Source organism: Streptomyces krungchingensis (genome assembly GCF_054729265.1).
On record NZ_JBPUKY010000001.1, the window covers coordinates 7,631,482 to 7,654,026 of the forward strand.

At 70.7% G+C, this 22,545-nt stretch carries 17 protein-coding genes; 13 read left to right on the forward strand and 4 right to left on the reverse strand.

Translation table 11 applies throughout. From position 1 onward, the window contains the following. Nucleotides 1-44: 44 nt before the first annotated feature. The 3 genes from ACSYGO_RS33450 (at nt 45) to ACSYGO_RS33460 (ending at nt 5,111) form a co-directional block, all read left to right on the forward strand. On the forward strand, nt 45-2,120 hold the full coding sequence (locus ACSYGO_RS33450) for an IucA/IucC family protein (RefSeq protein WP_460388743.1): 2,076 nt from the start codon (nt 45-47) through the stop codon (nt 2,118-2,120). A gap of 88 nt (nt 2,121-2,208) precedes the next feature. Next, on the forward strand, nt 2,209-4,185 hold the full coding sequence (locus ACSYGO_RS33455) for an ATP-dependent DNA helicase (RefSeq protein ID WP_432174410.1): 1,977 nt from the start codon (nt 2,209-2,211) through the stop codon (nt 4,183-4,185). Nucleotides 4,186-4,664: 479 nt separating this feature from the next. Beyond that, nucleotides 4,665-5,111: an anthrone oxygenase family protein gene (locus tag ACSYGO_RS33460; RefSeq protein ID WP_460388744.1), complete on the forward strand. Its 447-nt coding sequence runs from the start codon at nt 4,665-4,667 to the stop codon at nt 5,109-5,111. A 201-nt stretch (nt 5,112-5,312) separates the two neighbouring features. On the opposite strand, the gene lexA is transcribed toward ACSYGO_RS33460, so the two are convergent. Beyond that, nucleotides 5,313-6,089, reverse strand: coding sequence for a transcriptional repressor LexA (lexA, locus tag ACSYGO_RS33465; RefSeq protein WP_095937079.1), 777 nt, complete (start codon nt 6,087-6,089; stop codon nt 5,313-5,315). 519 nt (nt 6,090-6,608) lie between these two features. Between lexA and nrdR the strand changes: the two genes are divergently transcribed. The 3 genes from nrdR (at nt 6,609) to ACSYGO_RS33480 (ending at nt 11,584) form a co-directional block, all read left to right on the forward strand. Then, entirely contained in the window at nt 6,609-7,163 is a 555-nt protein-coding gene (gene nrdR / locus ACSYGO_RS33470; protein WP_460388746.1) for a transcriptional regulator NrdR, read from the forward strand. Nucleotides 7,164-7,313: 150 nt separating this feature from the next. Next, entirely contained in the window at nt 7,314-10,217 is a 2,904-nt protein-coding gene (locus ACSYGO_RS33475) for a vitamin B12-dependent ribonucleotide reductase (protein WP_426681013.1), read from the forward strand. 227 nt (nt 10,218-10,444) lie between these two features. Continuing rightward, nucleotides 10,445-11,584, forward strand: a complete 1,140-nt coding sequence (locus ACSYGO_RS33480) for a hypothetical protein (protein WP_460388747.1) — start codon at nt 10,445-10,447, stop codon at nt 11,582-11,584. A gap of 128 nt (nt 11,585-11,712) precedes the next feature. Here the strand turns inward: ACSYGO_RS33480 and ACSYGO_RS33485 are convergent, their stop codons facing one another. Further along, nucleotides 11,713-12,246 carry a TerD family protein gene (locus ACSYGO_RS33485; RefSeq protein ID WP_426681011.1) on the reverse strand — a complete coding sequence of 178 codons (534 nt, stop codon included), beginning with the start codon at nt 12,244-12,246 and terminating at the stop codon, nt 11,713-11,715. A 155-nt stretch (nt 12,247-12,401) separates the two neighbouring features. Between ACSYGO_RS33485 and ACSYGO_RS33490 the strand changes: the two genes are divergently transcribed. The 4 genes from ACSYGO_RS33490 to ACSYGO_RS33505 all read left to right on the forward strand — a co-directional run bounded on the left by ACSYGO_RS33490 (nt 12,402) and on the right by ACSYGO_RS33505 (nt 16,882). Beyond that, the gene (locus tag ACSYGO_RS33490) at nt 12,402-13,007 is read left to right on the forward strand and encodes a YdbC family protein (protein WP_426681010.1); all 606 of its coding nucleotides are present in this window, start codon (nt 12,402-12,404) and stop codon (nt 13,005-13,007) included. A gap of 104 nt (nt 13,008-13,111) precedes the next feature. Next, a complete protein-coding gene (locus tag ACSYGO_RS33495; RefSeq protein ID WP_028802307.1) occupies nt 13,112-13,771 on the forward strand; it encodes a histidine phosphatase family protein in 660 nt (219 codons plus the stop codon). Nucleotides 13,772-13,783: 12 nt separating this feature from the next. Next, entirely contained in the window at nt 13,784-14,713 is a 930-nt protein-coding gene (locus ACSYGO_RS33500; RefSeq protein ID WP_426681009.1) for an ADP-ribosylglycohydrolase family protein, read from the forward strand. A 432-nt stretch (nt 14,714-15,145) separates the two neighbouring features. After that, nucleotides 15,146-16,882: a DUF4153 domain-containing protein gene (locus tag ACSYGO_RS33505; protein ID WP_426681060.1), complete on the forward strand. Its 1,737-nt coding sequence runs from the start codon at nt 15,146-15,148 to the stop codon at nt 16,880-16,882. A gap of 390 nt (nt 16,883-17,272) precedes the next feature. Here ACSYGO_RS33505 and ACSYGO_RS33510 read toward each other — a convergent pair whose 3' ends face one another. Beyond that, a complete protein-coding gene (locus ACSYGO_RS33510; RefSeq protein WP_426681008.1) occupies nt 17,273-18,820 on the reverse strand; it encodes an MFS transporter in 1,548 nt (515 codons plus the stop codon). A 172-nt stretch (nt 18,821-18,992) separates the two neighbouring features. Here ACSYGO_RS33510 and ACSYGO_RS33515 point away from each other — a divergent pair, with 172 nt between their 5' ends. From ACSYGO_RS33515 to ACSYGO_RS33525, 3 genes are all read left to right on the forward strand, one after another. Beyond that, nucleotides 18,993-19,616, forward strand: coding sequence for a TetR/AcrR family transcriptional regulator (locus ACSYGO_RS33515; RefSeq protein WP_426681007.1), 624 nt, complete (start codon nt 18,993-18,995; stop codon nt 19,614-19,616). A 163-nt stretch (nt 19,617-19,779) separates the two neighbouring features. Next, nucleotides 19,780-20,481 carry a ribonuclease HII gene (locus tag ACSYGO_RS33520; protein ID WP_426681006.1) on the forward strand — a complete coding sequence of 234 codons (702 nt, stop codon included), beginning with the start codon at nt 19,780-19,782 and terminating at the stop codon, nt 20,479-20,481. 68 nt (nt 20,482-20,549) lie between these two features. Beyond that, nucleotides 20,550-21,176: a hypothetical protein gene (locus ACSYGO_RS33525; protein WP_359492905.1), complete on the forward strand. Its 627-nt coding sequence runs from the start codon at nt 20,550-20,552 to the stop codon at nt 21,174-21,176. 641 nt (nt 21,177-21,817) lie between these two features. Here ACSYGO_RS33525 and ACSYGO_RS33530 read toward each other — a convergent pair. Then, nucleotides 21,818-22,441 carry a hypothetical protein gene (locus tag ACSYGO_RS33530; RefSeq protein WP_426681005.1) on the reverse strand — a complete coding sequence of 208 codons (624 nt, stop codon included), beginning with the start codon at nt 22,439-22,441 and terminating at the stop codon, nt 21,818-21,820. Nucleotides 22,442-22,545 lie beyond the last annotated feature (104 nt).

Sequence of the window (22,545 nt, forward strand, 5' to 3'; positions counted from 1 at the left end):
GGTACACCGCTCGTCCCGTTCCGGTTCCCTGTCGAGGAGTCCCCGTGCCGAATTTCTCCGCAAACCCGGCCTCCGCAGCGACGCCCTCCCTGTACGACCCACCCGAGCTGCGCGAAGACCGATGGGAGCAGGCCGGCCGCCGTCTGCTCGCCAAGATGATCGGCGAGTTCGCGTACGAGGGGATCATCGAGCCGGAGCCGGAGCCGGAGCCGGAGCCGGAGCCGGAGCCGGAGCCGGAGCCGGAGCCGGAGCCGGAGCCGGAGCCGGAGCCGGAGGCCGTGGCCGAGTGCGTGCAGGGGCCACAGCACGCCCACGACCCAAGGCACGGGCTGGAGTCCGGCGCCGGGCAAGAGCGGGCTCGCGGTGACCTGCCGAAGCCGCATGAGCACGAGGCGGAGCCAGGGGGAGGACACCCGGCCGCGACCTCCGACCCACGCAGCCCCCACTCTCCCCACACCTCCCACGCCCGCTACTCCCTGCCCCTCGACGACCGGGGCACCCTGTCCTTCCGCGCCCGCCGTACCGCGTACGGCAGTTGGCGGGTGGACCCCGGCTCGCTCACCCTCACGGAGCGGACCGGGGAACCGCGGCCCTTCACCGACCCGGTCCGGTTCCTCACCCGTGCCCGCGGCGTGCTGCGACTCGACGGGGCGACGCTCGGCCACGCCATCCGAGAGATGAGCACCACCCTCGCCGCCGACGCGCGCCTCGACCACGACGCTCTCACCGCGGCCGAGCTGGCCGAGCTGGGGTACGCCGAACTGGAGGGTCACCAGACCGGGCACCCGTGGCTCGTGCTGAACAAGGGCCGCCTCGGTTTCTCCGCACGGGACGCGGGCGACTGGGCGCCGGAGGCCCGGAAGGCGACGGCCCTGCCCTGGATCGCCGTACACACCTTGCTGGCCGCCTACCGCGGTGTTCCGGGCCTCGACACCGCGGAACAGCTCTACGCGCGCGAGCTCGCCCCCACGGTCAGGGAGTCATTCGACGACGCCCTCCGCGCGCGCGGGCTCGCCCCGGAGTCGTACCTCTACCTGCCCGTGCACCCCTGGCAGTGGGACGACGTCGTGCTGCCCCTGTTCACGTCCGACGTCGCCGCGGACCGGATCGTGCCCCTGCACTCGGACGGCGACCTGCGCCTGCCGCAGCAGTCGATCCGTACGTTCCTCAACGTCTCGCGCCCGGACCGGCACACCCTGAAGCTTCCGTTATCCGTCCTCAACACCCTGGTGTGGCGGGGCCTGCCGACGGAACGGACGCTCGCGGCCCCCGCCGTCACCTCCTGGATGCACGGCCTGCGCGACACCGATCCGTTCCTGCGGGACACCTGCGGGGTGATCCTCCTCGGCGAGGTCGCTTCGGTGACCGTCGGGCATCCGGTCTACGACGGCCTCCCGGAGGTGCCCTACCAGTACAAGGAACTGCTCGGGGCGATCTGGCGCGAGCCGCTGTCCCGCCGGCTGGCCCCGGGCGAACGCGCCCGCACTCTGGCCGCGCTGCTGCACACCGACCCGCAGGGTCGCGCTTTCACCGCCCAGCTCGTCGGGCGCTCGGGGCTCGCGCCGAAGGCCTGGCTGCGCCGCCTCTTCGGCGCGCTGCTGCCGCCGCTGCTGCACTTCCTGTACCGGTACGGCACTGTGTTCAGCCCACACGGAGAGAACACGATCGTTGTCTTCGACGACCACGACGTACCGGTCCGGCTCGCCGTGAAGGACTTCGTGGACGACGTCAACGTGAGCGCCGAGCCGCTTCCCGAGCACGCGTCCATGCCCGGCGAAGTACGACGGGTGCTGCTCGCCGAGCCGCCCGAGTTCCTGATCCAGTTCATCCACTCCGGGCTCTTCGTGGGAGTGTTCCGCTACCTCGCACCACTCTGCGAAGAACAATTGGGCGTACCGGAGGACGAGTTCTGGTCCCTCGTACGCGCGGAGATCGTCCGCCATCAGACGCGGTTCCCGGAGCTGAAGGACCGCTACGAGATGTTCGACCTGCTCACGCCCCGTATCGAGCGCCTCTGCCTCAACCGCAACCGGATGCACCTCGACGGTTACCGTGACCGCCCCGACCGCCCGCACGCCGCCGTCCACGGCACCGTCCCGAACCCCCTGCACCAGCCTTGATCACACAACCCGCACCCGTCTCGATCACGTCCGTCGCGGTCGCCGTGATCGCCCGATTGTCAGTGGAGCCCCGTAGGGTGGCAGCGCTATGACGAAGCCCTCACTCCCCGAACTCCTGCATGCCGCCGTCACCGCCGTCGGCGGCACGGAGCGCCCCGGCCAAGTGACCATGGCCGAAGCAGTCGCCGACGCCATCGACGACAGCTCCCATCTGCTGGTCCAGGCGGGCACCGGCACCGGAAAGTCCCTCGGCTATCTGGTGCCGGCCCTCGCGCACGGGGAGCGGGTCGTCGTGGCGACCGCCACGCTGGCGCTCCAGCGGCAGCTCGTGGAGCGCGACCTGCCGCGCACCGTCGACGCGCTGCACCCGCTGCTGCGGCGCCGGCCGGAGTTCGCCATGCTCAAGGGCCGGTCGAACTATCTGTGCCTGCACCGCCTGCACGAGGGAGTGCCGCAGGACGAGGAGGAGGGCCTCTTCGACCAGTTCGAGGCCGCCGCACCCACCAGCAAGCTGGGTCAGGACCTGCTCCGGCTGCGCGACTGGTCCGACGAGACGGAGACGGGCGACCGCGACGACCTCACGCCCGGCGTGTCCGACCGCGCCTGGGCCCAGGTGTCCGTGTCGTCCCGCGAGTGCCTGGGCGCGAGCAAGTGCGCGTACGGAGCGGAGTGCTTCGCCGAGATGGCGCGCGAGCGGGCCAAGCTCGCCGAGGTCGTCGTCACCAATCACGCGCTGCTCGCGATCGACGCCATCGAGGGCGCGCCGGTGCTCCCGCAGCACGAGGTGCTGATCGTCGACGAGGCCCATGAACTGGTGTCCCGGGTCACCGGCGTGGCCACGGGCGAGCTCACTCCGGGCCAGGTCAATCGCGCGGTCCGCCGCGCCGCCAAACTCGTCAACGAAAAGGCCGCGGACCAGCTCCAGACCGCCGCCGAGGGCTTCGAGCGCCTCATGGAGCTGGCGCTGCCCGGACGCCTGGAGGAGATCCCGGAGGACCTCGGGTACGCCCTGATGGCACTGCGCGACGCCGCGCGTACGGTGATCTCGGCGATCGGCGGCACCCGCGACAAGTCCGTCCAGGACGAGGACGCCGTGCGCAAGCAGGCCCTTGCGTCCGTGGAGAGCGTGCACGACGTGGCGGAGCGCATCACCAACGGCTCCGAGTGGGACGTGGTCTGGTACGAGCGCCACGACCGCTTCGGTGCCTCGCTCCGGGTGGCTCCCATGAGCGTGTCCGGGCTGCTCAGGGAGAAACTGTTCGCCGACCGCTCCGTCGTGCTGACCTCGGCGACGCTGAAGCTCGGCGGCGACTTCAATGGCGTCGGTGCCTCGCTGGGACTCGCCCCCGAGGGCACCGAGGGCGACGACCTCCCGCAGTGGAAGGGCGTCGACGTCGGCTCGCCGTTCGACTACCCGAAGCAGGGCATCCTCTATGTCGCCAAGCACCTGTCACGCCCCGCGCGGGACGGTGACCGCGGGGACATGCTGGACGAACTCACCGAGCTGATCCAGGCCGCCGGCGGTCGTACGCTCGGGCTGTTCTCCTCGATGCGGGCGGCCCAGCTCGCGGCCGAGGAACTGCGGTCGCGCATCCCGGAGCACCCGATCCTGTTGCAGGGAGAGGAGACGCTCGGCGAGCTGATCAAGAACTTCGCGGCGGACCCCAAGACCTGTCTGTTCGGCACGCTGTCGCTGTGGCAGGGCGTCGACGTCCCGGGACCCAGCTGCCAGCTGGTCGTCATGGACAAGATTCCCTTCCCGCGTCCCGACGACCCGCTGATGAGCGCCCGCCAGAAGGCGGTCGAGGACGCCGGCGGCAATGGCTTCATGGCGGTCGCCGCCACGCATGCCGCGCTCCTCATGGCCCAGGGCGCGGGCCGCCTCGTCCGGGCGTCGGGGGACCGTGGCGTCGTCGCCGTACTGGACCAGCGCCTGGCCACGGCGCGCTACGGCAGCTATCTGAAGGCGTCGCTGCCGGACTTCTGGTACACGACGGACCGCCATCAGGTCCGCAGGTCGCTCGCCGCGATCGACGAGGCGGCCAGGAAGACGGAAGAGGCGTAACCCGGGGCGGGCCGCCCAACACGGCGGCGGCCCACGCACCGGCCGACGGCCGTCCCCGCGCCTCCTGTCGACCGGGTGGCCGCCCACGTGCCCTCTGGCCTACCGGTGGGCGGCTGTGCGCTCCTGCCGACCGGTGGCCGCCCGGCCGCCCGTGCCCCTATGACTCGGCCGCCCGGTGCACGCCCGGCTGCCCGTGCCCCTACGACTCGGCCGCCCGGTGCACGCCCGCACCGTCTCCGGCCGGCCGAAGGTCTCCCACAACACCCGCAGCCCCCGCGCCTCGTCGGCGGTCGAGGCATCGTCGCGTCTTGTCGCTCTCACCCCATCCCACGCGCCCACCGGCCCACTTGAGTTCCACCAGCAGACGCTCCCGCACGCCCACTTTCTAGCAATGCTAGACATTCAAGCGTCGCTATGTCTAGCATTGCTGCATCAGCTAGCGGCGCTAGAAAAAATCGCGGAGAACTTCGGGAGTGGACATGCAGCACATACTGGCCATCGTCACCGTGGTGGTCGTCGGCCTGATGGTGGGCGTGGAGTTCGCGGTGGCGGCCTTCGTCAATCCGATCCTCGACCGGCTGCCGAACGACGGCGGTCTCGCAGCCCGCAGTGACGGCGCCCGGGTGCTCGGCAAGGTCATGCCGTTCTGGTACATCGGATCGGTCGCGCTGGGGGCCGTCTGGGCGGCCTCGTCGTGGGGCGACGCGGAGGCGGGTCTCGTGGTCACGGCCACCGCGCTGCTCGTGCTGAGCGTGCTGATGTCCATCGCCCTGCTGGTCCCGATCAACTCCCGTGTCGCCCAGTGGACCAGGGAGAGCGTCCCGGCGGACTGGAGGCAGCAGGTCGGTCGCTGGGACCGGTTCCACTATGTGCGGGTCGCTGTGATCGTCGCGGCGTTCGTCCTGCTGGTCGTCGGTCTGGCGTGACACATCGACGGACGATCGCGGGGGACGGTGGACGAGCCGAAGACCGCGCGCGGCGAACGCGTCCACCATGGACCCGCAGCGGCGCAGGCGAGGAGCGCGCCCCGGCCGCGGGGGCGGTGAAGCACAGGGCCCCGGAACCGGCGCAGTTGGTTCCGGGGCCCGGTCATGGGTGGGGCGGACCGTCTCGCCCCTCGCGGGGTGTTACACGCGGCGCAGGACTGCCACGACCTTGCCGAGGATGGTCGCCTCGTCACCGGGGATCGGCTGGTACGCGGAGTTGTGGGGGAGGAGCCAGACGTGCCCGTCCTCGCGCTTGAAGCGCTTGACCGTGGCTTCGCCGTCGAGCATGGCGGCCACGATGTCGCCGTTCTCGGCCACGGGCTGGCGGCGGACGGTGACCCAGTCGCCGTCGCAGATGGCGGCCTCGATCATCGAGTCGCCGACGACCTTGAGGACGAACAGCTCGCCGTCACCGACCAGCTGCCGGGGGAGGGGGAAGACGTCCTCGACCGACTCCTCGGCGAGGATGGGGCCACCGGCGGCGATGCGGCCGACGAGCGGGACGTACGACGCGGCCGGCTTGCCCGCCGTGTCCGTGGGCTGCACCGACGCCTGGTCGGAGCCCCGGACCTCGTACGCGCGCGGGCGGTGCGGGTCGCGGCGCAGGAAGCCCTTCCGCTCCAGTGCCATCAGCTGGTGCGCGACCGAGGAGGTGCTGGAGAGGCCGACCGCCTGGCCGATCTCCCGCATCGACGGCGGGTAGCCGCGCCGCTGCACGGAGTCCCTGATGACCTCGATGACCCGGCGCTGCCGGTCCGTGAGCCCGGAGCTGTCCGCCCTGATGCCTGGAGGTCGACCCGGCAGGGAGCGCTTGGGTCCCTCATGATTCGCGGCTTCGTTCATCGCATGCACCGGCTCGAATCGGCCCTGGGAGCGGTCCTGGGCAGTGATGGTGGCACTGTCTGCGGTCGTGGTCACGTCGGCCCCTCTCGATGGTCTCCCTGCTGGACAACGGTAGTTGCTTTCGAAAGGTTGCGCCAAACACACGTTCGAGTGAAAAACCGTGAAGTAGCTGACGTGATCATGAATCCGGGTGTATGGCTCGCACGGTGCCTGGCGGACAAAAGGGCCCATTGCTGTACTCTTCACCGCCGGGGGCGAAGACCGTGACAGCCGATGTGGGCGCCGACCAGTGTGCCATCCGGCATCCGGCCGGCCGGGGACCGGCCCCCCTTCCGTGCGTCGCCCACGCTATCCCCCGCGTGTCCGTGATGGGTATGTCCATGCGGCACATGCCATTACGTGTGCGACACGCGCGTCGTGTGTGAATTTGAGGACCGAGCCCCACATCTAGTGGTTGGATTGCGGCAGCGGCCCAGAAGTTGTGGTCCCCCGGGTCTTCGGGCCCACGGGAATCGCCTATGCTTGGGGCTGCTTCGAGGGGCCCGTGAGGTCTCCCGAGGTCTATGAGTCGTGCTGTGAAGGAGGGTTGGAGCCATGCACTGCCCCTTCTGCAGGCACCCCGACAGCCGCGTCGTCGACAGCCGTACGACCGATGACGGCACGTCGATCCGCAGGCGCCGCCAGTGTCCCGACTGCTCCCGTCGTTTCACGACCGTGGAGACGTGCTCGCTGATGGTGGTCAAGCGCTCCGGCGTGACCGAACCCTTCAGCCGCACCAAGGTCATCAACGGCGTGCGCAAGGCCTGCCAGGGCCGGCCGGTCACCGAGGACGCACTCGCCCAGCTCGGCCAGCGGGTCGAGGAGGCGGTGCGCGCCACCGGAAGCGCCGAGCTGACCACGCACGACGTGGGGCTGGCCATACTCGGCCCGTTGCAGGAGCTCGACCTCGTCGCCTATCTGCGGTTCGCGTCCGTCTACCGGGCGTTCGACTCGCTCGAGGACTTCGAGGCCGCCATCGCGGAACTCAGGGAAGGCACGAGGCGGCGCCCCGCCGTGGACGACGAAGACGCGGACGCGGAGCGCCCGGAAGACGACCGCGGGTCCGGAGGGGCCGTCCAGGTCCCCGTGCCCGCCATCGCCGCCGACTGACGGACGGGCCGGCACGGATCGGCCCCGTCGGCGGCGACCACAGACCCGTTGCGGGCGGCCGCACAGCGGCGCGCGCAGCACCAGACACACACCGTGCCACGGGAAGAACGAGGCACTTCAGGGCGTTTTAGCCCGATACAGGGAGGCGGCATGACAGAGACGGCGAGCGGTCCGGCACGAGGTTCCCGCGCCAAGGGCGGAGCCAAGGCCAGCAAGGGACTGCGCATCGAGCGCATCCACACCACCCCCGGCGTGCACCCGTACGACGAGGTGGAGTGGGAGCGCCGTGACGTCGTCATGACCAACTGGCGCGACGGCTCGATCAACTTCGAGCAGCGTGGCGTCGAGTTCCCCGGCTTCTGGTCGGTGAACGCGGTCAACATCGTCACCAGCAAGTACTTCCGCGGTGCCGTCGGCACCCCGCAGCGCGAGGTGAGCCTCAGGCAGCTCATCGACCGCATCGTGAAGACCTACCGGAAGGCCGGTGAGGACTACAAGTACTTCGCCTCGCCCGCTGACGCCGAGATCTTCGAGCACGAGCTGGCGTACGCCCTCCTGCACCAGATCTTCAGCTTCAACAGCCCTGTCTGGTTCAACGTCGGCACGCCCCAGCCCCAGCAGGTCTCCGCCTGCTTCATCCTGTCCGTCGACGACTCCATGGAGTCGATCCTCGACTGGTACAAGGAAGAGGGCATGATCTTCAAGGGCGGCTCCGGCGCCGGCCTGAACCTCTCCCGCATCCGCTCCTCCAAGGAGCTGCTCTCCTCGGGCGGCAACGCCTCGGGTCCCGTCTCCTTCATGCGCGGTGCCGACGCCTCCGCCGGGACGATCAAGTCGGGTGGCGCCACACGCCGCGCGGCCAAGATGGTCATCCTCGACGTCGACCACCCCGACATCGAGGACTTCATCGAGACCAAGGTCAAGGAGGAGGAGAAGATCCGCGCCCTCCGTGACGCGGGCTTCGACATGGACCTGGGCGGCGACGACATCACGTCCGTCCAGTACCAGAACGCCAACAACTCGGTCCGCGTGAACGACACGTTCATGAAGGCCGTCGAGTCGGGCGGCAAGTTCGGGCTCACCTCCCGCATGACCGGCGAGGTCATCGAGGAGGTCGACGCCAAGGCGCTCTTCCGCAAGATGGCCGAGGCCGCCTGGGCGTGCGCCGACCCGGGCATCCAGTACGACGACACGATCAACCACTGGCACACGTGCCCGGAGTCCGGCCGTATCAACGGCTCGAACCCGTGCAGCGAGTACATGCACCTGGACAACACGTCCTGCAACCTCGCCTCGCTGAACCTCATGAAGTTCCTGAAGGACGACGGCAAGGGCAACCAGTCCTTCGACGTCGAGCGCTTCTCGAAGGTCGTCGAGCTGGTCATCACCGCGATGGACATCTCGATCTGCTTCGCGGACTTCCCGACCCAGAAGATCGGCGAGAACACCCGCGCCTTCCGTCAGCTCGGCATCGGCTACGCCAACCTCGGCGCCCTGCTGATGGCGACCGGCCACGCCTACGACTCCGACGGCGGCCGTGCCCTCGCCGGTGCCATCACGTCGCTGATGACGGGTACGTCGTACAAGCGCTCCGCCGAGCTCGCCGCGGTCGTCGGCCCCTACGAGGGCTACGCCAAGAACGCCACCCCGCACCAGCGCGTCATGAAGCAGCACGCCGACGCCAACACCGCGGCCGTCCGCATGGACGACCTGGACAGCCCGATCTGGGCCGCCGCCACGGAGGCCTGGCAGGACGTCGTCCGTCTTGGTGAGAAGAACGGTTTCCGTAACGCGCAGGCGTCGGTCATCGCCCCGACCGGCACCATCGGTCTCGCGATGTCCTGCGACACCACCGGCCTCGAGCCCGACCTCGCCCTGGTCAAGTTCAAGAAGCTGGTCGGCGGCGGCTCGATGCAGATCGTCAACGGCACCGTGCCGCAGGCCCTGCGTCGCCTGGGCTACCAGGAGGAGCAGATCGAGGCGATCGTCGCCCACATCGCCGAGCACGGCAATGTGATCGACGCCCCCGGCCTCAAGCTCGAGCACTACGAGGTGTTCGACTGCGCCATGGGCGAGCGCTCCATCTCCGCGATGGGCCACGTCCGCATGATGGCCGCGATCCAGCCGTGGATCTCCGGCGCCCTCTCCAAGACCGTCAACCTGCCGGAGACGGCGACGGTCGAGGACGTCGAGGAGGTCTACTTCGAGGCCTGGAAGATGGGCGTCAAGGCGCTCGCGATCTACCGCGACAACTGCAAGGTCGGCCAGCCGCTCTCCGCCAAGAAGAAGGAGGACGAGAAGGCCGAGGTGACCGCGAAGACCGAGGCGACGATCCGCGAGGCCGTCGAGAAGGTCGTCGAGTACCGCCCGGTCCGCAAGCGCCTCCCCAAGGGCCGTCCCGGCATCACCACCTCCTTCACGGTCGGCGGCGCCGAGGGCTACATGACCGCCAACTCCTACCCGGACGACGGTCTCGGCGAGGTCTTCCTGAAGATGTCGAAGCAGGGCTCCACCCTCGCGGGCATGATGGACGCCTTCTCGATCGCGGTCTCCGTGGGCCTCCAGTACGGCGTGCCCCTGGAGACGTACGTCTCGAAGTTCACGAACATGCGCTTCGAGCCGGCCGGCATGACGGACGACCCGGACGTGCGGATGGCGCAGTCGATCGTCGACTACATCTTCCGCCGCCTGGCGCTCGACTTCCTGCCCTTCGAGACGCGCTCCGCGCTCGGCATCCACTCCGCCGAGGAGCGCCAGCGCCACCTGGAGACGGGCTCCTACGAGCCGACCATCGATGATGTCGAGGTCGACGTGGAGGGGCTGGCCCAGTCCGCGCCGCGCGCGCAGGAGCTGAAGGCCGTCGCCGCCCCCAAGGCCGAGGTCGAGGCGGTCAAGCCCGCCCCGAAGCAGGCGCACACCAGTGCCGAACTGGTCGAGATGCAGCTGGGCATCCAGGCGGACGCCCCGCTGTGCTTCTCCTGCGGCACGAAGATGCAGCGGGCCGGATCCTGCTACATCTGCGAGGGTTGTGGTTCGACTAGCGGCTGCAGCTGATCCTGGGCGCCGCTGAGGCGTGAATTGCCTGTGCAGGGCGGTGGGGCCGGTTCTCGGCTCCACCGCCCTCTGCGTGTGTGACGCCTGCCCGCGTGGCCTGGTGCGGCCGCCGTGCAGCAGACTGTCGCGGCGCCTCGTGCGGCGACCGGGAGGCAGGCTTGTCGCGGCTCCGGCCGTCGTGACATGCTCCGGCCCATGATCAAGAGAATCGAGTCCCCCGTCCGCCGATGAGCGAGACGACCGGGCCCGGACTGCCCGGAACGCGGACCACTCTGTTCGGCCATGCGCTCCGGCTGCATCAGCAGACGCCGGACGGACCCCTCCCGCGTGACGGCGAGCCGTACCCCGACGAGGAACGGCGCCGACGCGCACCACGCCCTGAGAGGCCGCGGGACACGAAGCTCGTGGGAGCCGACGTCGCACGGATCCTCGACGAGCACTTCGCCGGACCGGCAGCCCTGCCGAGCGTGCTGAGCGACCGCTTCCAGGGCATCCACGTACCGATCCACCACAACGAGCACATCGCCGCGGCCGCCAGGGCGGCCGGCGCAGTCCGCGCCCGGCAGGCCGGCCGCTGGCTGGTGCGGCACGGCACCGATACCTGTGCCGTCACGGTGGGGTTGGCGCTGCTCGCCGTCGTCGGCACCGTGGACGACATCCCGTCGATCCAGACCGTCGGACTGCTCTCCTGCACCTTCGGCCCGCTCGCGGCGCGGGCTCTGGAACGCCTGCCCGACGGTGCCGAGGCGCTGATCTGGCTGGCGGAGCGGGTGTCCGGCTGGGGGCGGGTCTACGTGGTGGAGGCGCTGTGCCGACTCGTGGACGCGCATCCGGCCGTCCGGCCCTGGCTGCTGCGCAGAGCGGCCGACGGAGACTTCCTCAACGGCTACTTCGTGGGCCGGGTCGCGCAAGTGACCCGTCTCCACGAGGTCTTCGCGGCGTCCGGCGGCGACGCGGAACTGGTCGACCACACGACCCGGCTTCTCCACGCGATGACGTACTCCGAAGGCATGGGCACTTCGCTGCGCCGCTACGCGCACGCGAACACGGTGCTGGAGGCGCACGTTCGTCTGCTCGGGCAGCTCGGGCCGACTGTCGAGCGCTACTTCGCCGCGGCGACGATCGCCCAGTACCTGGGCGAGGAGACACCCGTCGGGTCCGGGGAGCCCGGCTCCGGGACGCGTCGGGAGCCGATCCGGTCCGCCTACCTCGCCCTGCTCGACCAGGAGGAATGGTGCGAGACGGCGCGGGCGGGTCTCGCCGCCGAGGACGCTCGCCTGACTTTTCTGGCCGACGCCGTGGCGCCGGAACTCGAACTGAGGGCCTTTCGCCGTGATCGGCCGAGCGAGTCCTCCGTCCGCCGATGAGCGGGACGACCCCTGAAGGGCGGCGCGGCCCGCAGCCGTGCCGCACTTCAGGCTTCTCACCGCCCTGAGGGGAGCGCACTTCGGGAAATCCCGGCTCGTAGCAGCGCGACGCTCCCAGGAGGGCGCGCTCAGGCGTCCTGGGCGCTGCCCATGACCCTGGTGAAGGTCGCCGGGTCCGTGTCGTAGCCGCGGACGCCGGGGTGGAACGTCCACCCTCCCGCGCCGTCCCGCACGAACTCCCCGAGAGTGGCGGCCGTGGATCCGAGGACGTCCGCGAAATCGCCCTCCGCGAGCACCGTGTAGTTCTCCCGCATCCGGAAACCGGGGTTCAGCACCCCCACGAAGCTCTTGTGTTCGGCCCGCTGCTGGATGAGGACGCCGACCACCACGCGCGCGTAGCGGCTGTTGAGACGGTCGAGCTCCAGTGTCATGACCTCGTCCCAGCCGAAGCCCTTGCCGTCCTTGCTGTCCCGGTTCAGATAGATGGTGCCGTCAGGCGAACGGCTGTCGAAGTGCACTACGTACTCGGGTGTTTCGCTCGGCGCGTCCGCCGTGTAGGTCGCCGCGATGATGTCGAGATCGGTCGCGGGCTCACCTACGGGACTCGGATCCCATTTCACCGCCAGTTCGACCTTGCGGATGCCCTTGTTGAGGCCGTTCACCGGATCTCCCCTCCCCGTTCCCCAACTGCTCATCGGCCCAACTGCCGTGCTGACAGAGCCGATTGCCCATCGTGCCACGCGCGCCGGGGCGCTCGCGCGGATGTACTCCGCCGGAGCGTGACCGGCGCCACGCTCCGTGGCCTTACGATGGCGCGGTGCTGGTCAAGTGGATTCGCTGCACCGTGGTCGACCGCCGCGGTTTCGAACGGGGGCAGCGAAAGTGGGCGGGGCTTCTGGGGGAGCCGGGTTTCCGGGGACAGGGCGGGGGATGGAGCACGGGCCGGTCCGGCGTCGCGCACATCTTCGCCTTCTGGGAGAGCCGTGCCTTTTACGACTCCTTCATGGCCCGCTCCCACGACCGGCTCGCCGCCGCCCAGTCGGGCACCTTCAAGGACTCCCAGGTCAAGCTGTTCGATCACCGCTTCGACGTGAAGACCGGCTTCGAGCCGCGTTTCACCGACGCCGATCTGGTGCGGGTCGCGCACTGCCGGGTCCACGAGGAACGGGCCGAGCACTTCGCACTGATGCAGGAGAAGGTCTGGAACCCGGCCATGGCGGGCTCGCCCGGCATGGTGCGGGGCCTCTTCGGCGAGGCGCCGGGCAGCGAGTTCGTGGTCCTGTCGATGTGGCAGTCCGCCGCGGAGCACGGCAAGTACCGCGCGGAGCGGGTGGAAAGGCTCGCGCTGCGTGCCCAGATCGAGGCCGACGTCGCGGCCCTCACGGGCGACATCGTGCAGTTGGAGCCCGCCTGGACGGTCTGAGGAGGCTCCCGGAGGTCGTCATCGCGTGGGGAAGCTGTGTGACCTACGCCGTATGGAGCCCGTACGGCTGCTCGATCCGCGGTGACACGATCTAGGGTTTTGGCATGGCACGACCACGGCGCATCGTTCTGGTCCGGCACGGCGAGTCGGTGGGCAATGCCGATGACACCGTGTACGAACGCGAACCCGACCACGCCCTGCCGCTCACCGAGAAGGGCTGGCAGCAGGCGGAGGAGACGGGCAAGAAACTGCGGGAGCTGTTCGGACAGGAGCGCGTAAGCGTTTACGTATCGCCGTACCGTCGTACGCACGAGACGTTCCGCGCCTTCCACCTCGACCCCGCGCTCGTCCGGGTGCGCGAGGAGCCGCGGCTGCGCGAGCAGGACTGGGGCAACTGGCAGGACCGCGACGACGTACGCCTCCAGAAGGCGTACCGCGACGCCTACGGGCACTTCTTCTACCGCTTCGCGCAGGGCGAGTCCGGTGCCGACGTGTACGACAGGGTCGGCGGCTTCCTGGAGAGCCTCTACCGGAGCTTCGAGGCTCCCGACCACCCGCCCAACGTGCTCATCGTGACCCACGGCCTGGCCATGCGGCTGTTCTGCATGCGGTGGTTCCACTGGACGGTGGCGGAATTCGAGTCGCTGTCCAATCCGGGGAACGGGGAGACACGCATGCTCGTTCTGGGGGACGACGGCAAGTACACGCTTGACCGACCTTTCGAGCGGTGGCGTGACCCTGAGTCGTACGGAGCCACCGGATAGAGTGGCAGGGCGATGATCGCTGACTCCTCGACCGAAGGGCGCCTCCGCCGCGCCCTGGCCAGCCTGCGCGGACTCGCCGTGGGAGACGCGCTGGGCTCGCAGTTCTTCGTGCCCGCGAACTACCCGCTGCTCAAGCGCCGTGAGCTGCCGCCCCACCAGTGGCAGTGGACCGACGACACGGAGATGGCCTGCTCCGTGGTGACCGTGCTCGCCGCGCACCGCCGTATCGACCAGGACGAACTGGCCCGCTCCTTCGCCGAGCACCACGACTTCGACCGCGGCTACGGCCCCGCGGTCAACCGGCTGCTGCGACAGGTCCGGGAGGGCGGCGACTGGCGCGAGCTCGCGTCCGCCCTGTTCAAGGGCCAGGGCTCCTGGGGCAACGGCGCCGCGATGCGCATCGCGCCCCTCGGCGCCTGGTACGCGGACGACCCGGAGCAGGCCACCCACCAGGCGGAGATCTCGGCCTACCCGACGCACCAGCACCGCGAGGCCGTGGTCGGCGCCATGGCCGTCGCCGCGGCCGCCGCACTGGCCGCCGACCCGGCGGGCCCCCCGAGCCCCGAGGCCCTGCTCGACGGTGTCGTCGCGCTCGTCCCGCGCAGCGCGGTCGGCGCCGGCCTGCGACGAGCCCGGGACATGCTCGACTACGGGGACGCCGGGACCGTGGCGGCCGTCCTGGGATGCGGTCGGCGCACGTCGGCGCACGACACCGTGCCGTTCGCGCTGTGGTCGGCCGCGCGGTCCTTGGGCGACTACGAGAAGGCTTTCTGGGGCACCGCCCAGGTGGGCGGTGACGTGGACACCACGTGCGCCATCGTCGGCGGCGTGATCGCCTCGGGGCAGGCGGGGGCGCCCCCCGCGACCTGGGTGGAGGCCACGGAGTCCCTGCCGGACTGGGTGCCGGGGGCCGCGTACGGGGCCGCGGCGGGCGGCGCGTAGGTCCCGTTCAACGGGGCGCTGCCGGTGCCGGTGCGATTAGCCAGTGCCAGTGCCAGTGCCAGTGCCAGTGCCGGTGCCACTGCCTGGGCTGTGGTGCCGTCGGGCGCGGTGCCGGGGTCCGCTGGGCGGGTCGCTGCGGAGCCGCCGGGTGCCGGCGGTGGGTGCTCGCCGGGCGCTGCGGAGTCACCGCGTGCCGTGCCGGCTCGGCACCGGCGTCGGCCGTGTCTGTCACAGGCTTGCTACAGCCACGACGCCGCACCGCCGGGCGCCTTGCCCGTGGATACCCTGTCCGCCACGCGGCCCGTTGATCATCGCGGGCGAGCGCCGAACAAGACACCGGTCGTCAGCCTCCGCCGTCAAGGCGTGCCGTGGGCTGTCCGCTGCCGGTTGGGAGGGGGTCCCGTGTCCGACATACCGTCCACGCCCGAGCCGATGGAGCAGGGGCCGCCGAAACCGGGAGCGCCGGAGGCGAAGGAAGCGAGGGAGGCAGCGGACGCCAGGGATCAGGCGGCGTCGACGGAGCCTCCCGTGACCACGGCGAAGGCCACCGTTCCTGAAGCCCCTTCCGACCGTGAGGACACGGGCCCGGACGCGGACGACGTCGACGGCGGGGACGACGACGGGGACGGGGGCGGGAAGGGAGCCGCGGGCGGGGGCGCCGACTGGGCCGTGCCGCCGTCGCCCACTTCCTGGTCGGCCGACCTCCGGGTGAGGGAGCCCGCCCCCGTGCGTACGGCCACGCTGTGGGCCGCGCTGGCCACCGGGCTGCTCAGCATGCTCCTGCTCGGCGACGGCCTGGCGGTCAATCTCCTGCTGGTCGCGATCCCGGCCGCTGTGGCCGCCTACTTCGCCGCCCAGGAGGCAGGACGACGTATGCGCGCCTGGACGGTGGTCTGGGCGGTCGGCGGCATCGGACTGCTGGTCGTTCCGGCCCTCCGTGACGCGGACTGGCCCTCGTTCCTCGCCGTCGTGAGCGCGATCGCGCTGGGCTCGCTCGCACTGCACGGCGGCCGTACCTGGCCCGCCGTCCTGCTGGGCCCCATCGGCATGTTCAACTCCCTGGTCATCGGTCCGGCCTGGGGCTGGCGCGGAGCGCGTGAACGGTTCGGCGGGCGCCGTCGCAGTGTGGGTGCGGTGCTGCGCGCGCTCGTGGTCACCGCGGTCCTGCTGCTGGTCTTCGGGGCCCTTTTCGCGGGAGCCGACGCGGCCTTCGCCAATCTGCTGGGCGACCTCATGCCCGACGCGTCCGTCTCCGGCGGCCCGTGGCGCCTGGTGCTCCTCGCGTTCGGTGTGGTCGGAGCGCTCGCGGCGGCCCACACGGCGGCCGCACCCGTCCAGTGGGACCGGGTCCAGGTGCCCGCCGGCCGCCCCCGCGGCCGCGTCGAGTGGGCCCTCCCGCTGGTCGTGCTCACGGCGCTCTTCGCCGCCTTCAACGCCGTCCAGCTCGCCGTGCTCTTCGGAGGCTACGAGGCCGTCCTCAAGAAGACCGGCCAGACGTACTCCGAGTACGCGCGCCAGGGGTTCTGGCAGCTGCTGCTGGTCACCCTCCTGACCCTGCTCGTCGTGGTCTTCGCGCTCCGCTGGGCACCCCGCGGCGAAGCCCGCGACTGGACCCTGGTGCGGGGCGTGCTGGGAACCCTGTGCGCCCTGGCGATCGTGGTCGTGGCCTCGGCGGTGCGGCGCATGGACATGTACGTGGAGGCCTACGGCCTGACGCGGCTGCGGGTCTCGGTGCTCGCCGTGGAGGTGTGGCTCGGCGTCGTCATCGTGCTCATCATGGCGGCCGGCGTGTGGGGCGCCCGATGGCTGCCGCGCGCGGTCGCGGCCAGTGCGGCCGTGGGAGTGCTGGCCTTCGGGCTCATGTCGCCGGACGGTCTGATCGCCGAGCGCAATGTGCAGCGTTACGAGGAGACGGGCAAGTTCGACCTCGACTACGCGGGAAGCCTGTCCGCCGACGCCGTACCGGCGCTCGACAAGCTGAAGGAGCCGCTGCGTTCGTGCGCGCTCCGGCCCATCGCGAACGACCTGGGGGAGAGCGACGATCCCTGGTACGCGACGAGTTGGGGCGAGGCCCGCGCCCGGGACATCCTGCGTGACCGGCCGCCGGCGACCGACGTGGACTGGTCCGCGTGCCGCCGGGTGAGCGACGACGTGATGTACCTGCGCTGAGAAGGACTGGGTTCCGCAGGGCGGACGGGGCCAGGAGGGCCGACAGGGTGGCAGGGGGGCCAGGTCGGCTCCAGGCAGGGGCGTTCAGGAGGTGTGAAGTTCGCCCAAGGCGTCGTACCCGAACTGGGCCCAAGGCGTCGTGCCCGAACTGGGCCCCAGGCGTCGTACCCGAAGTGGGCCCAGGTGTCGTAGCCGATGGAGGGCGACGACGCGCCCGATGCGGGCCGACGATGTACCGGGAGGGTGCCGAAGGCGTCGTACCCGGGGTACGGCCGCGGCCTCCGGTGACATGCACCGGAGGCCGCGGTTCGCCGTTCGTCCGGCGGACGGCCGGGCCGGAGTCCTCGTTGTCGGACCCCCGGACCCGGCCCGGCCGCCGCGGCCCCCTCGTCAGCCCGCGACCGGTCCTGCCGAACCGGAAAGGGCGTCCAGGTCGCTCTTGCGGACCCTGATCACCAACGCCGCGGTGATCAGCGCCAGCAGGGCCATCGCGGCTGCCGGGATGAAGGCGGTCGAGATGCCCTGGGCGAGCACCTCGTGGCCCCAGGGCGCGGGCAGCTGATGGCTCTTGGCGAACTCCGCCTTCTGCTCGGCCGAGCCGTCCGTCAGGAACTTCGGCATCTGCTTCTCCGCCTCGTCACGGCTGGCCGAGCCGAAGACCGTGGTGAGGATGGAGAGACCCAGCGAACCGCCGACCTGCTGGGTGACGTTGAGCAGACCCGAGGCGGCGCCCGCCTCGTGCTGGGCGACACCCGAGACCGCGGTGACCGTCAGCGTCACGAAGTTCAGGCCCATGCCGAAGCCGAACAGCAGCATCGGGCCGAGCACCCCGCCGACGTACGAGTTGTCCGAGCTGATGAAGGTCAGCCACAGGAGCCCGAGGGCGACGAGCGACGAGCCGACGACCATGAACGGCTTGGGGCCGAGCACCGGCAGGAACCGCTGCGACAGACCCGCGCCGATCGCGATCGCGACCGTGACCGGCAGGAATGCCACACCGGCGGAGATCGGGCTGTAGCCGAGCACGTTCTGCACGAACAGCACGATGTAGAAGAACATGCCGAACATCGCCGCGGCCAGGCTCAGCATGATCAGATACGTGCCCGACCGGTTGCGGTCGGCGAACATCTTCAGCGGAGTGATGGGTTCCTTCGCGCGGGTCTCGACGATCACGAAGGCCACCAGCAGCACCACGGCCGCAGCGAACGACCCGATGGTGAGGCTGTCCCGCCAGCCCTCCTCCGCGGCGCGGATGAAGCCGTACACCAGGGACGCCATGCCCGCCGTCGAGGTGAGGGCACCCGCGATGTCGAAGCGTCCGGGGTGGCGTTCGGACTCGCTGATGTACATCGGCGCGAGCACCGCGATCAGCACACCGATGGGCACGTTGACGAAGAGGACCCAGCGCCAGTCGAGCCACTCGGTGAGCATGCCGCCGGCCAGCAGACCGACCGCGCCACCGCCGGCCGAGACCGTGGCGAAGACGGCGAACGCCCGGTTCCGCGCAGGGCCCTCGGGGAACGTGGTGGTGATGAGCGCCAGCGAGGTCGGCGACGCGATCGCGCCACCGACGCCCTGCAGGGCACGGGCGGCCAGCAACTGCCAAGGTTCCTGGGCGAGTCCACCGAGCAGCGAGGCGAAGGTGAACAGCAGGATGCCGGTCATGAAGACCCGGCGCCTGCCCAGGATGTCACCGGCGCGAGCACCGAGAAGCAGCAGGCCACCGAAGGTGAGGGTGTACGCGCTGATCACCCATGTCAGATCGGTCGTGCTGAAGTTGAGCGCGTCTTGAATGTGCGGGAGCGCGATGTTCACAATCGTCGCGTCGAGTACCACCATGAGTTGGCAGGCCGCGATGACGGTGAGCGCGATACCGGGGTGCCCCTCCCGGCGGGCCGCTCCTGGCTTTGATTCCTGTATCAACTGAGAGGTTGTCACTATGGGTCCCCCACAAGTGCGTTAGTGAACGCTCGCGTTCACTGTCGCGTCAACGGTAGTGAGTCCCCGACAGTGAACGCAAGCGTTCACTGAAGTCGCTGCCATGTGGCGTCAACTCGACCGCACAAACCCCCCGAAAACCCGCTCCCCCCTGCACAACGGAGACAGTCAGATGGTTAGTTCGCGTTGGACGGCCGCCCCCGCTCAGGCGGCCTCTCCACGTCGGCGTGGTGCCGTACTCGAACGCGCGATCCTGGAAGCCGCGCTGGAGCAGCTCGGCACGGTCGGCTGGAACGGGCTCACGATGGAGGGCGTCGCGGCGCGCGCCCAGACCGGCAAGGCCGCGGTCTACCGTCGCTGGCCGTCCAAGGAGGACCTCGTCGCCGACGCGCTCCAGGCCGGGCTGCCGAACCAGACCGAGGCGCCCGACCTCGGAAGTGTCCGGGAGGACCTGCTCGAGCTGTGCCGGCGGGTGCGTGACGCGATGTTCTCGCAGCCCGGATTCGCGCTGCGGTCGGTCCTTTACGAATGCGACGCGGCACAGGCCGAACGCTTCCACCGAGTGATCATCGGCGGGGTCGTCGAGCCGACCATGCATCTCCTGCGAGAGGTCATCGACCGCGGAATCGAGCGGGGAGAGGTACGTCCCGACGCCGCCAACTCCTACGTCTTCGATGCCATCCCCGCGATGATGATGTACCGCTCCAAGGTGTGCGCGAGCGAATGGAGCGACGAGGACCTGTCCGAGATGATCGACCAGCTGATGGTCCCGCTGCTGCGCGGCCGGGCCGTCTGAGGGGCCTCTCGGCGGCGGCCGGGGAGGCATTCGTCCGACGCTCCCGGAGAGGCCCGCTCGGACGGCTGGGCGACCGTCGTGGCGACCCCCGTCCCGACCCCCGCGTCGCGCGGGCAAACCTGGGTGTCGCGAGGGGCTCCGGGCGGCGTAGGCTGAGGGCGCCATGCCGTACGAACCACCCACTCACACCGTCGAGCGCTCCCTCCGCGCAACGACCGGAGCGAAGATCATTGCCGGTGTCGACGAGGTGGGACGCGGTGCCTGGGCAGGCCCCGTCACCGTCTGCGCCGCCGTCACCGGACTGCGCCGGCCGCCCGAGGGCCTCACCGACTCCAAGCTCCTGACCGTCAAGCGGCGGACCGCGCTCGCGGCGGAACTGGAGAAGTGGGTGACGTCGTACGCCCTCGGGCACTCCTCCCCGGAGGAGATCGACGACCTCGGCATGACGGCCGCGCTGCGCCTCGCCGCCTGCCGCGCCCTGGAAGCCCTGCCGGTCCGTCCCGACGCGGTCATCCTCGACGGGAAGCACGACTATCTGGGTACTCCCTGGCGGGTCCGTACGGTGATCAAGGGTGACCGGTCGTGCATCGCCGTCGCGGCTGCTTCGGTGATCGCCAAGGTCCAGCGCGACAAAATGATGGCCGAACTGGGTATCGACCATGCAGACTTCGGTTTTGCGGCCAACGCCGGGTACCCGTCGCCGGTCCACAAGGCCGCGCTGGAGGAGCGGGGGCCCACCCCGTACCACCGGTTGTCATGGGCGTATCTTGATGCGCTGCCCCAGTGGCGGCACCTCAAGAAGGTCCGCAGCTGGGCGGACGGAAGCGTTCCGGAGATCGAGGGCCAGCTCGGCTTCGATTTCTGACGATTCCGCTCGCACTCATGTGCCACCCGCCGACGCGAGTCGCACCGGCGTTTGATAGATATCAGCTCATGCCTCTCATTCCCGAGGAGCCTCAGATTCACGAGAGTGCCCAGGGTCCCCGCGTCACTCCGGCCACCGGCCGCAGCGCGCAGACCCCCCGCCCCGTACCCGGCCCCCGTCCCGCGGCACCGCCGCGTCCCGGCCGTCCGGGTCCTGTCCGGCCGATGCCGGCGCAACGCACGCCGCGCGAGTCGGCCGTGCCCACGCCGGGACCGTCCGCCCCGAAGGCCGCAGCCGCTGCGGTCGCCCCGCAGATCCAGCTGATCCCGGCCTCGGCCGAGGGCGCGCTGGACGCCGCCGAAGAGGCCGTCGACCTGCTGCTGGAGTCGGGCCGCGCTCCGGGTGAGGTGCTGGTGATCACCACCGGCGACCCGCACCCGTGGGCCGCGCACGAGCTCTCCTTCGGCGAGGCCGCGTACTGGACGCAGCACGACGCGGGCGACGACGTCTTCTACGCCGACGCCTCCGTCGCGGGCCGGGCCGCGTCCCGTCCCGTGGTCGTGGTCGCGGTCAACGGTGGTCCCGACACCGCTGCCGCCACCGCGCTGCCCCTGGCCCACGGCCGGGCCGGTGCCCTGCTGATCGTCTGCGGCGACCCGCAGCAGATCAACTCGGTGCTGGGCGCGGGCGTCTGACCGACTTCCGGACACGGTCCGGGAATCGTTCGGAGGGACGCTGAGGGTGCCGCCGCGGCGGCACCCGCACGGCGGTCCTGGTCGCGGCGACACCTGCACGGCGGTCATTTCGGCGTACCCGCGCGCGGGTGACGGGCTGTGCCGCGTGCCGCATCCCTGGTGCGCTGCCGTGGCCGGCAGTCGTCTCGCAGACGGCTCGCCGTGTGCCGGCGCGAACGGAGTGCGTCCTCGGCGTACGTCCGTGCCCGGTGGTGAGCGCCTGGTCCGGCCTGGAGCGCCTGGTCCGGCCTGGAGCGCCACATATCCCGGAGGGCGGCTCGGTCGTCCCGCGACAGCGCGGAGAGCGGCTCGGCCGTCCCGCGACAGCGCGGAGAGCGGCTCGGTCGTCCCGTGGTGTCCGCGAGTGTTCCTGGTGTCTCCGGGCGGAGGCGGCGCCCTCGGACGGATGGTCGTGCACCCGCACTCCGGTTGACCGGGGCGTGGTCATGGGCCTCGGCCGGCGGATCGGCCGAACCCCTCCCGAGCTCGACGGGCGCGAGGCGGCCACCGTCGTGCCTGTCGACGACTGCGGCCACTCCTGCTTGCCTGCCGGTGCCCCGGGCTCCCCCGCCCGGAGCGGGCGCCCACAGGGGCGCCGTGTCTCAGCGGGCGGCTGCCCTGCGAAGGACCTCCGACGCGGCGCCTCCGGTGCGCGGCAGTGGTGGCACCTCGGACAGCGCGAAGGGCTCCGGCGGTGAGTCCGCATGGGGACGGCGTCCGCCACGGCCCTCGCCGAGCACCTGCCACCCGTCACGGGTCAGGGTGATGTACGCCCCGCAGCGCAGCCCGTGCAGCGTGCAGGCGTCCCGCAGCCCCCACATCCAGGCCCCGTCCTCCTCCGTCCAACGCGCGTCGCCGTCACGGCAGTACATCAGTACGGCCGTGCGTACCGGCGTGCGGCGGCGCAGGTCGTGCGGGATGACCCGGCGCAGCTGCGACAGCAGGGCGTTGCGGAACATCCAGCCGTCGGCCGGAGCCGGGCGCCGGATGAACGAGGCACTCGCGCTCAGCCGTTCGTCCGGATCCAGGACGGCCACGATCGCGGTCGAAGGCCGGGGCCGGTGCCTGGCGTGCAGCCCGCTGACGACCTCCCGGGGATTGCGCAGCAGCGGAATCCCCGCGGAGGCCCACTCGGCGGGTTCGAGCATCCGGGCCAGTGGGTTGGTGGACGGGTCGGCAGACGTCGACATGGACGCCGCCGAGGACGGAGCGAATCCGAAGGTCACGGTCCTCCCTTCGGCTACGCGCCCACACAGCGGGCGGGGGTCGGACTTGGGGGAGCGCACGCCGCAGCAGAGCCCTACCGGACCACGGGCGAGCCGTGCGGGGA

Bases quoted from the DNA above. Each gene is read 5' to 3' on its own strand.
- ACSYGO_RS33455 (WP_432174410.1), top strand. From the start codon at position 2,209: ATGACGAAGCCCTCACTCCCCGAACTCCTGCATGCCGCCGTCACCGCC.
- ACSYGO_RS33475 (WP_426681013.1), top strand. From the start codon at position 7,314: ATGACAGAGACGGCGAGCGGTCCGGCACGAGGTTCCCGCGCCAAGGGC.
- ACSYGO_RS33520 (WP_426681006.1), top strand. From the start codon at position 19,780: ATGCCGTACGAACCACCCACTCACACCGTCGAGCGCTCCCTCCGCGCA.
- ACSYGO_RS33505 (WP_426681060.1), top strand. From the start codon at position 15,146: ATGGAGCAGGGGCCGCCGAAACCGGGAGCGCCGGAGGCGAAGGAAGCG.
- ACSYGO_RS33480 (WP_460388747.1), top strand. From the start codon at position 10,445: ATGAGCGAGACGACCGGGCCCGGACTGCCCGGAACGCGGACCACTCTG.
- ACSYGO_RS33500 (WP_426681009.1), top strand. From the start codon at position 13,784: ATGATCGCTGACTCCTCGACCGAAGGGCGCCTCCGCCGCGCCCTGGCC.
- ACSYGO_RS33495 (WP_028802307.1), top strand. From the start codon at position 13,112: ATGGCACGACCACGGCGCATCGTTCTGGTCCGGCACGGCGAGTCGGTG.
- ACSYGO_RS33515 (WP_426681007.1), top strand. From the start codon at position 18,993: ATGGTTAGTTCGCGTTGGACGGCCGCCCCCGCTCAGGCGGCCTCTCCA.
- nrdR (WP_460388746.1), top strand. From the start codon at position 6,609: ATGCACTGCCCCTTCTGCAGGCACCCCGACAGCCGCGTCGTCGACAGC.
- ACSYGO_RS33525 (WP_359492905.1), top strand. From the start codon at position 20,550: ATGCCTCTCATTCCCGAGGAGCCTCAGATTCACGAGAGTGCCCAGGGT.
- ACSYGO_RS33460 (WP_460388744.1), top strand. From the start codon at position 4,665: ATGCAGCACATACTGGCCATCGTCACCGTGGTGGTCGTCGGCCTGATG.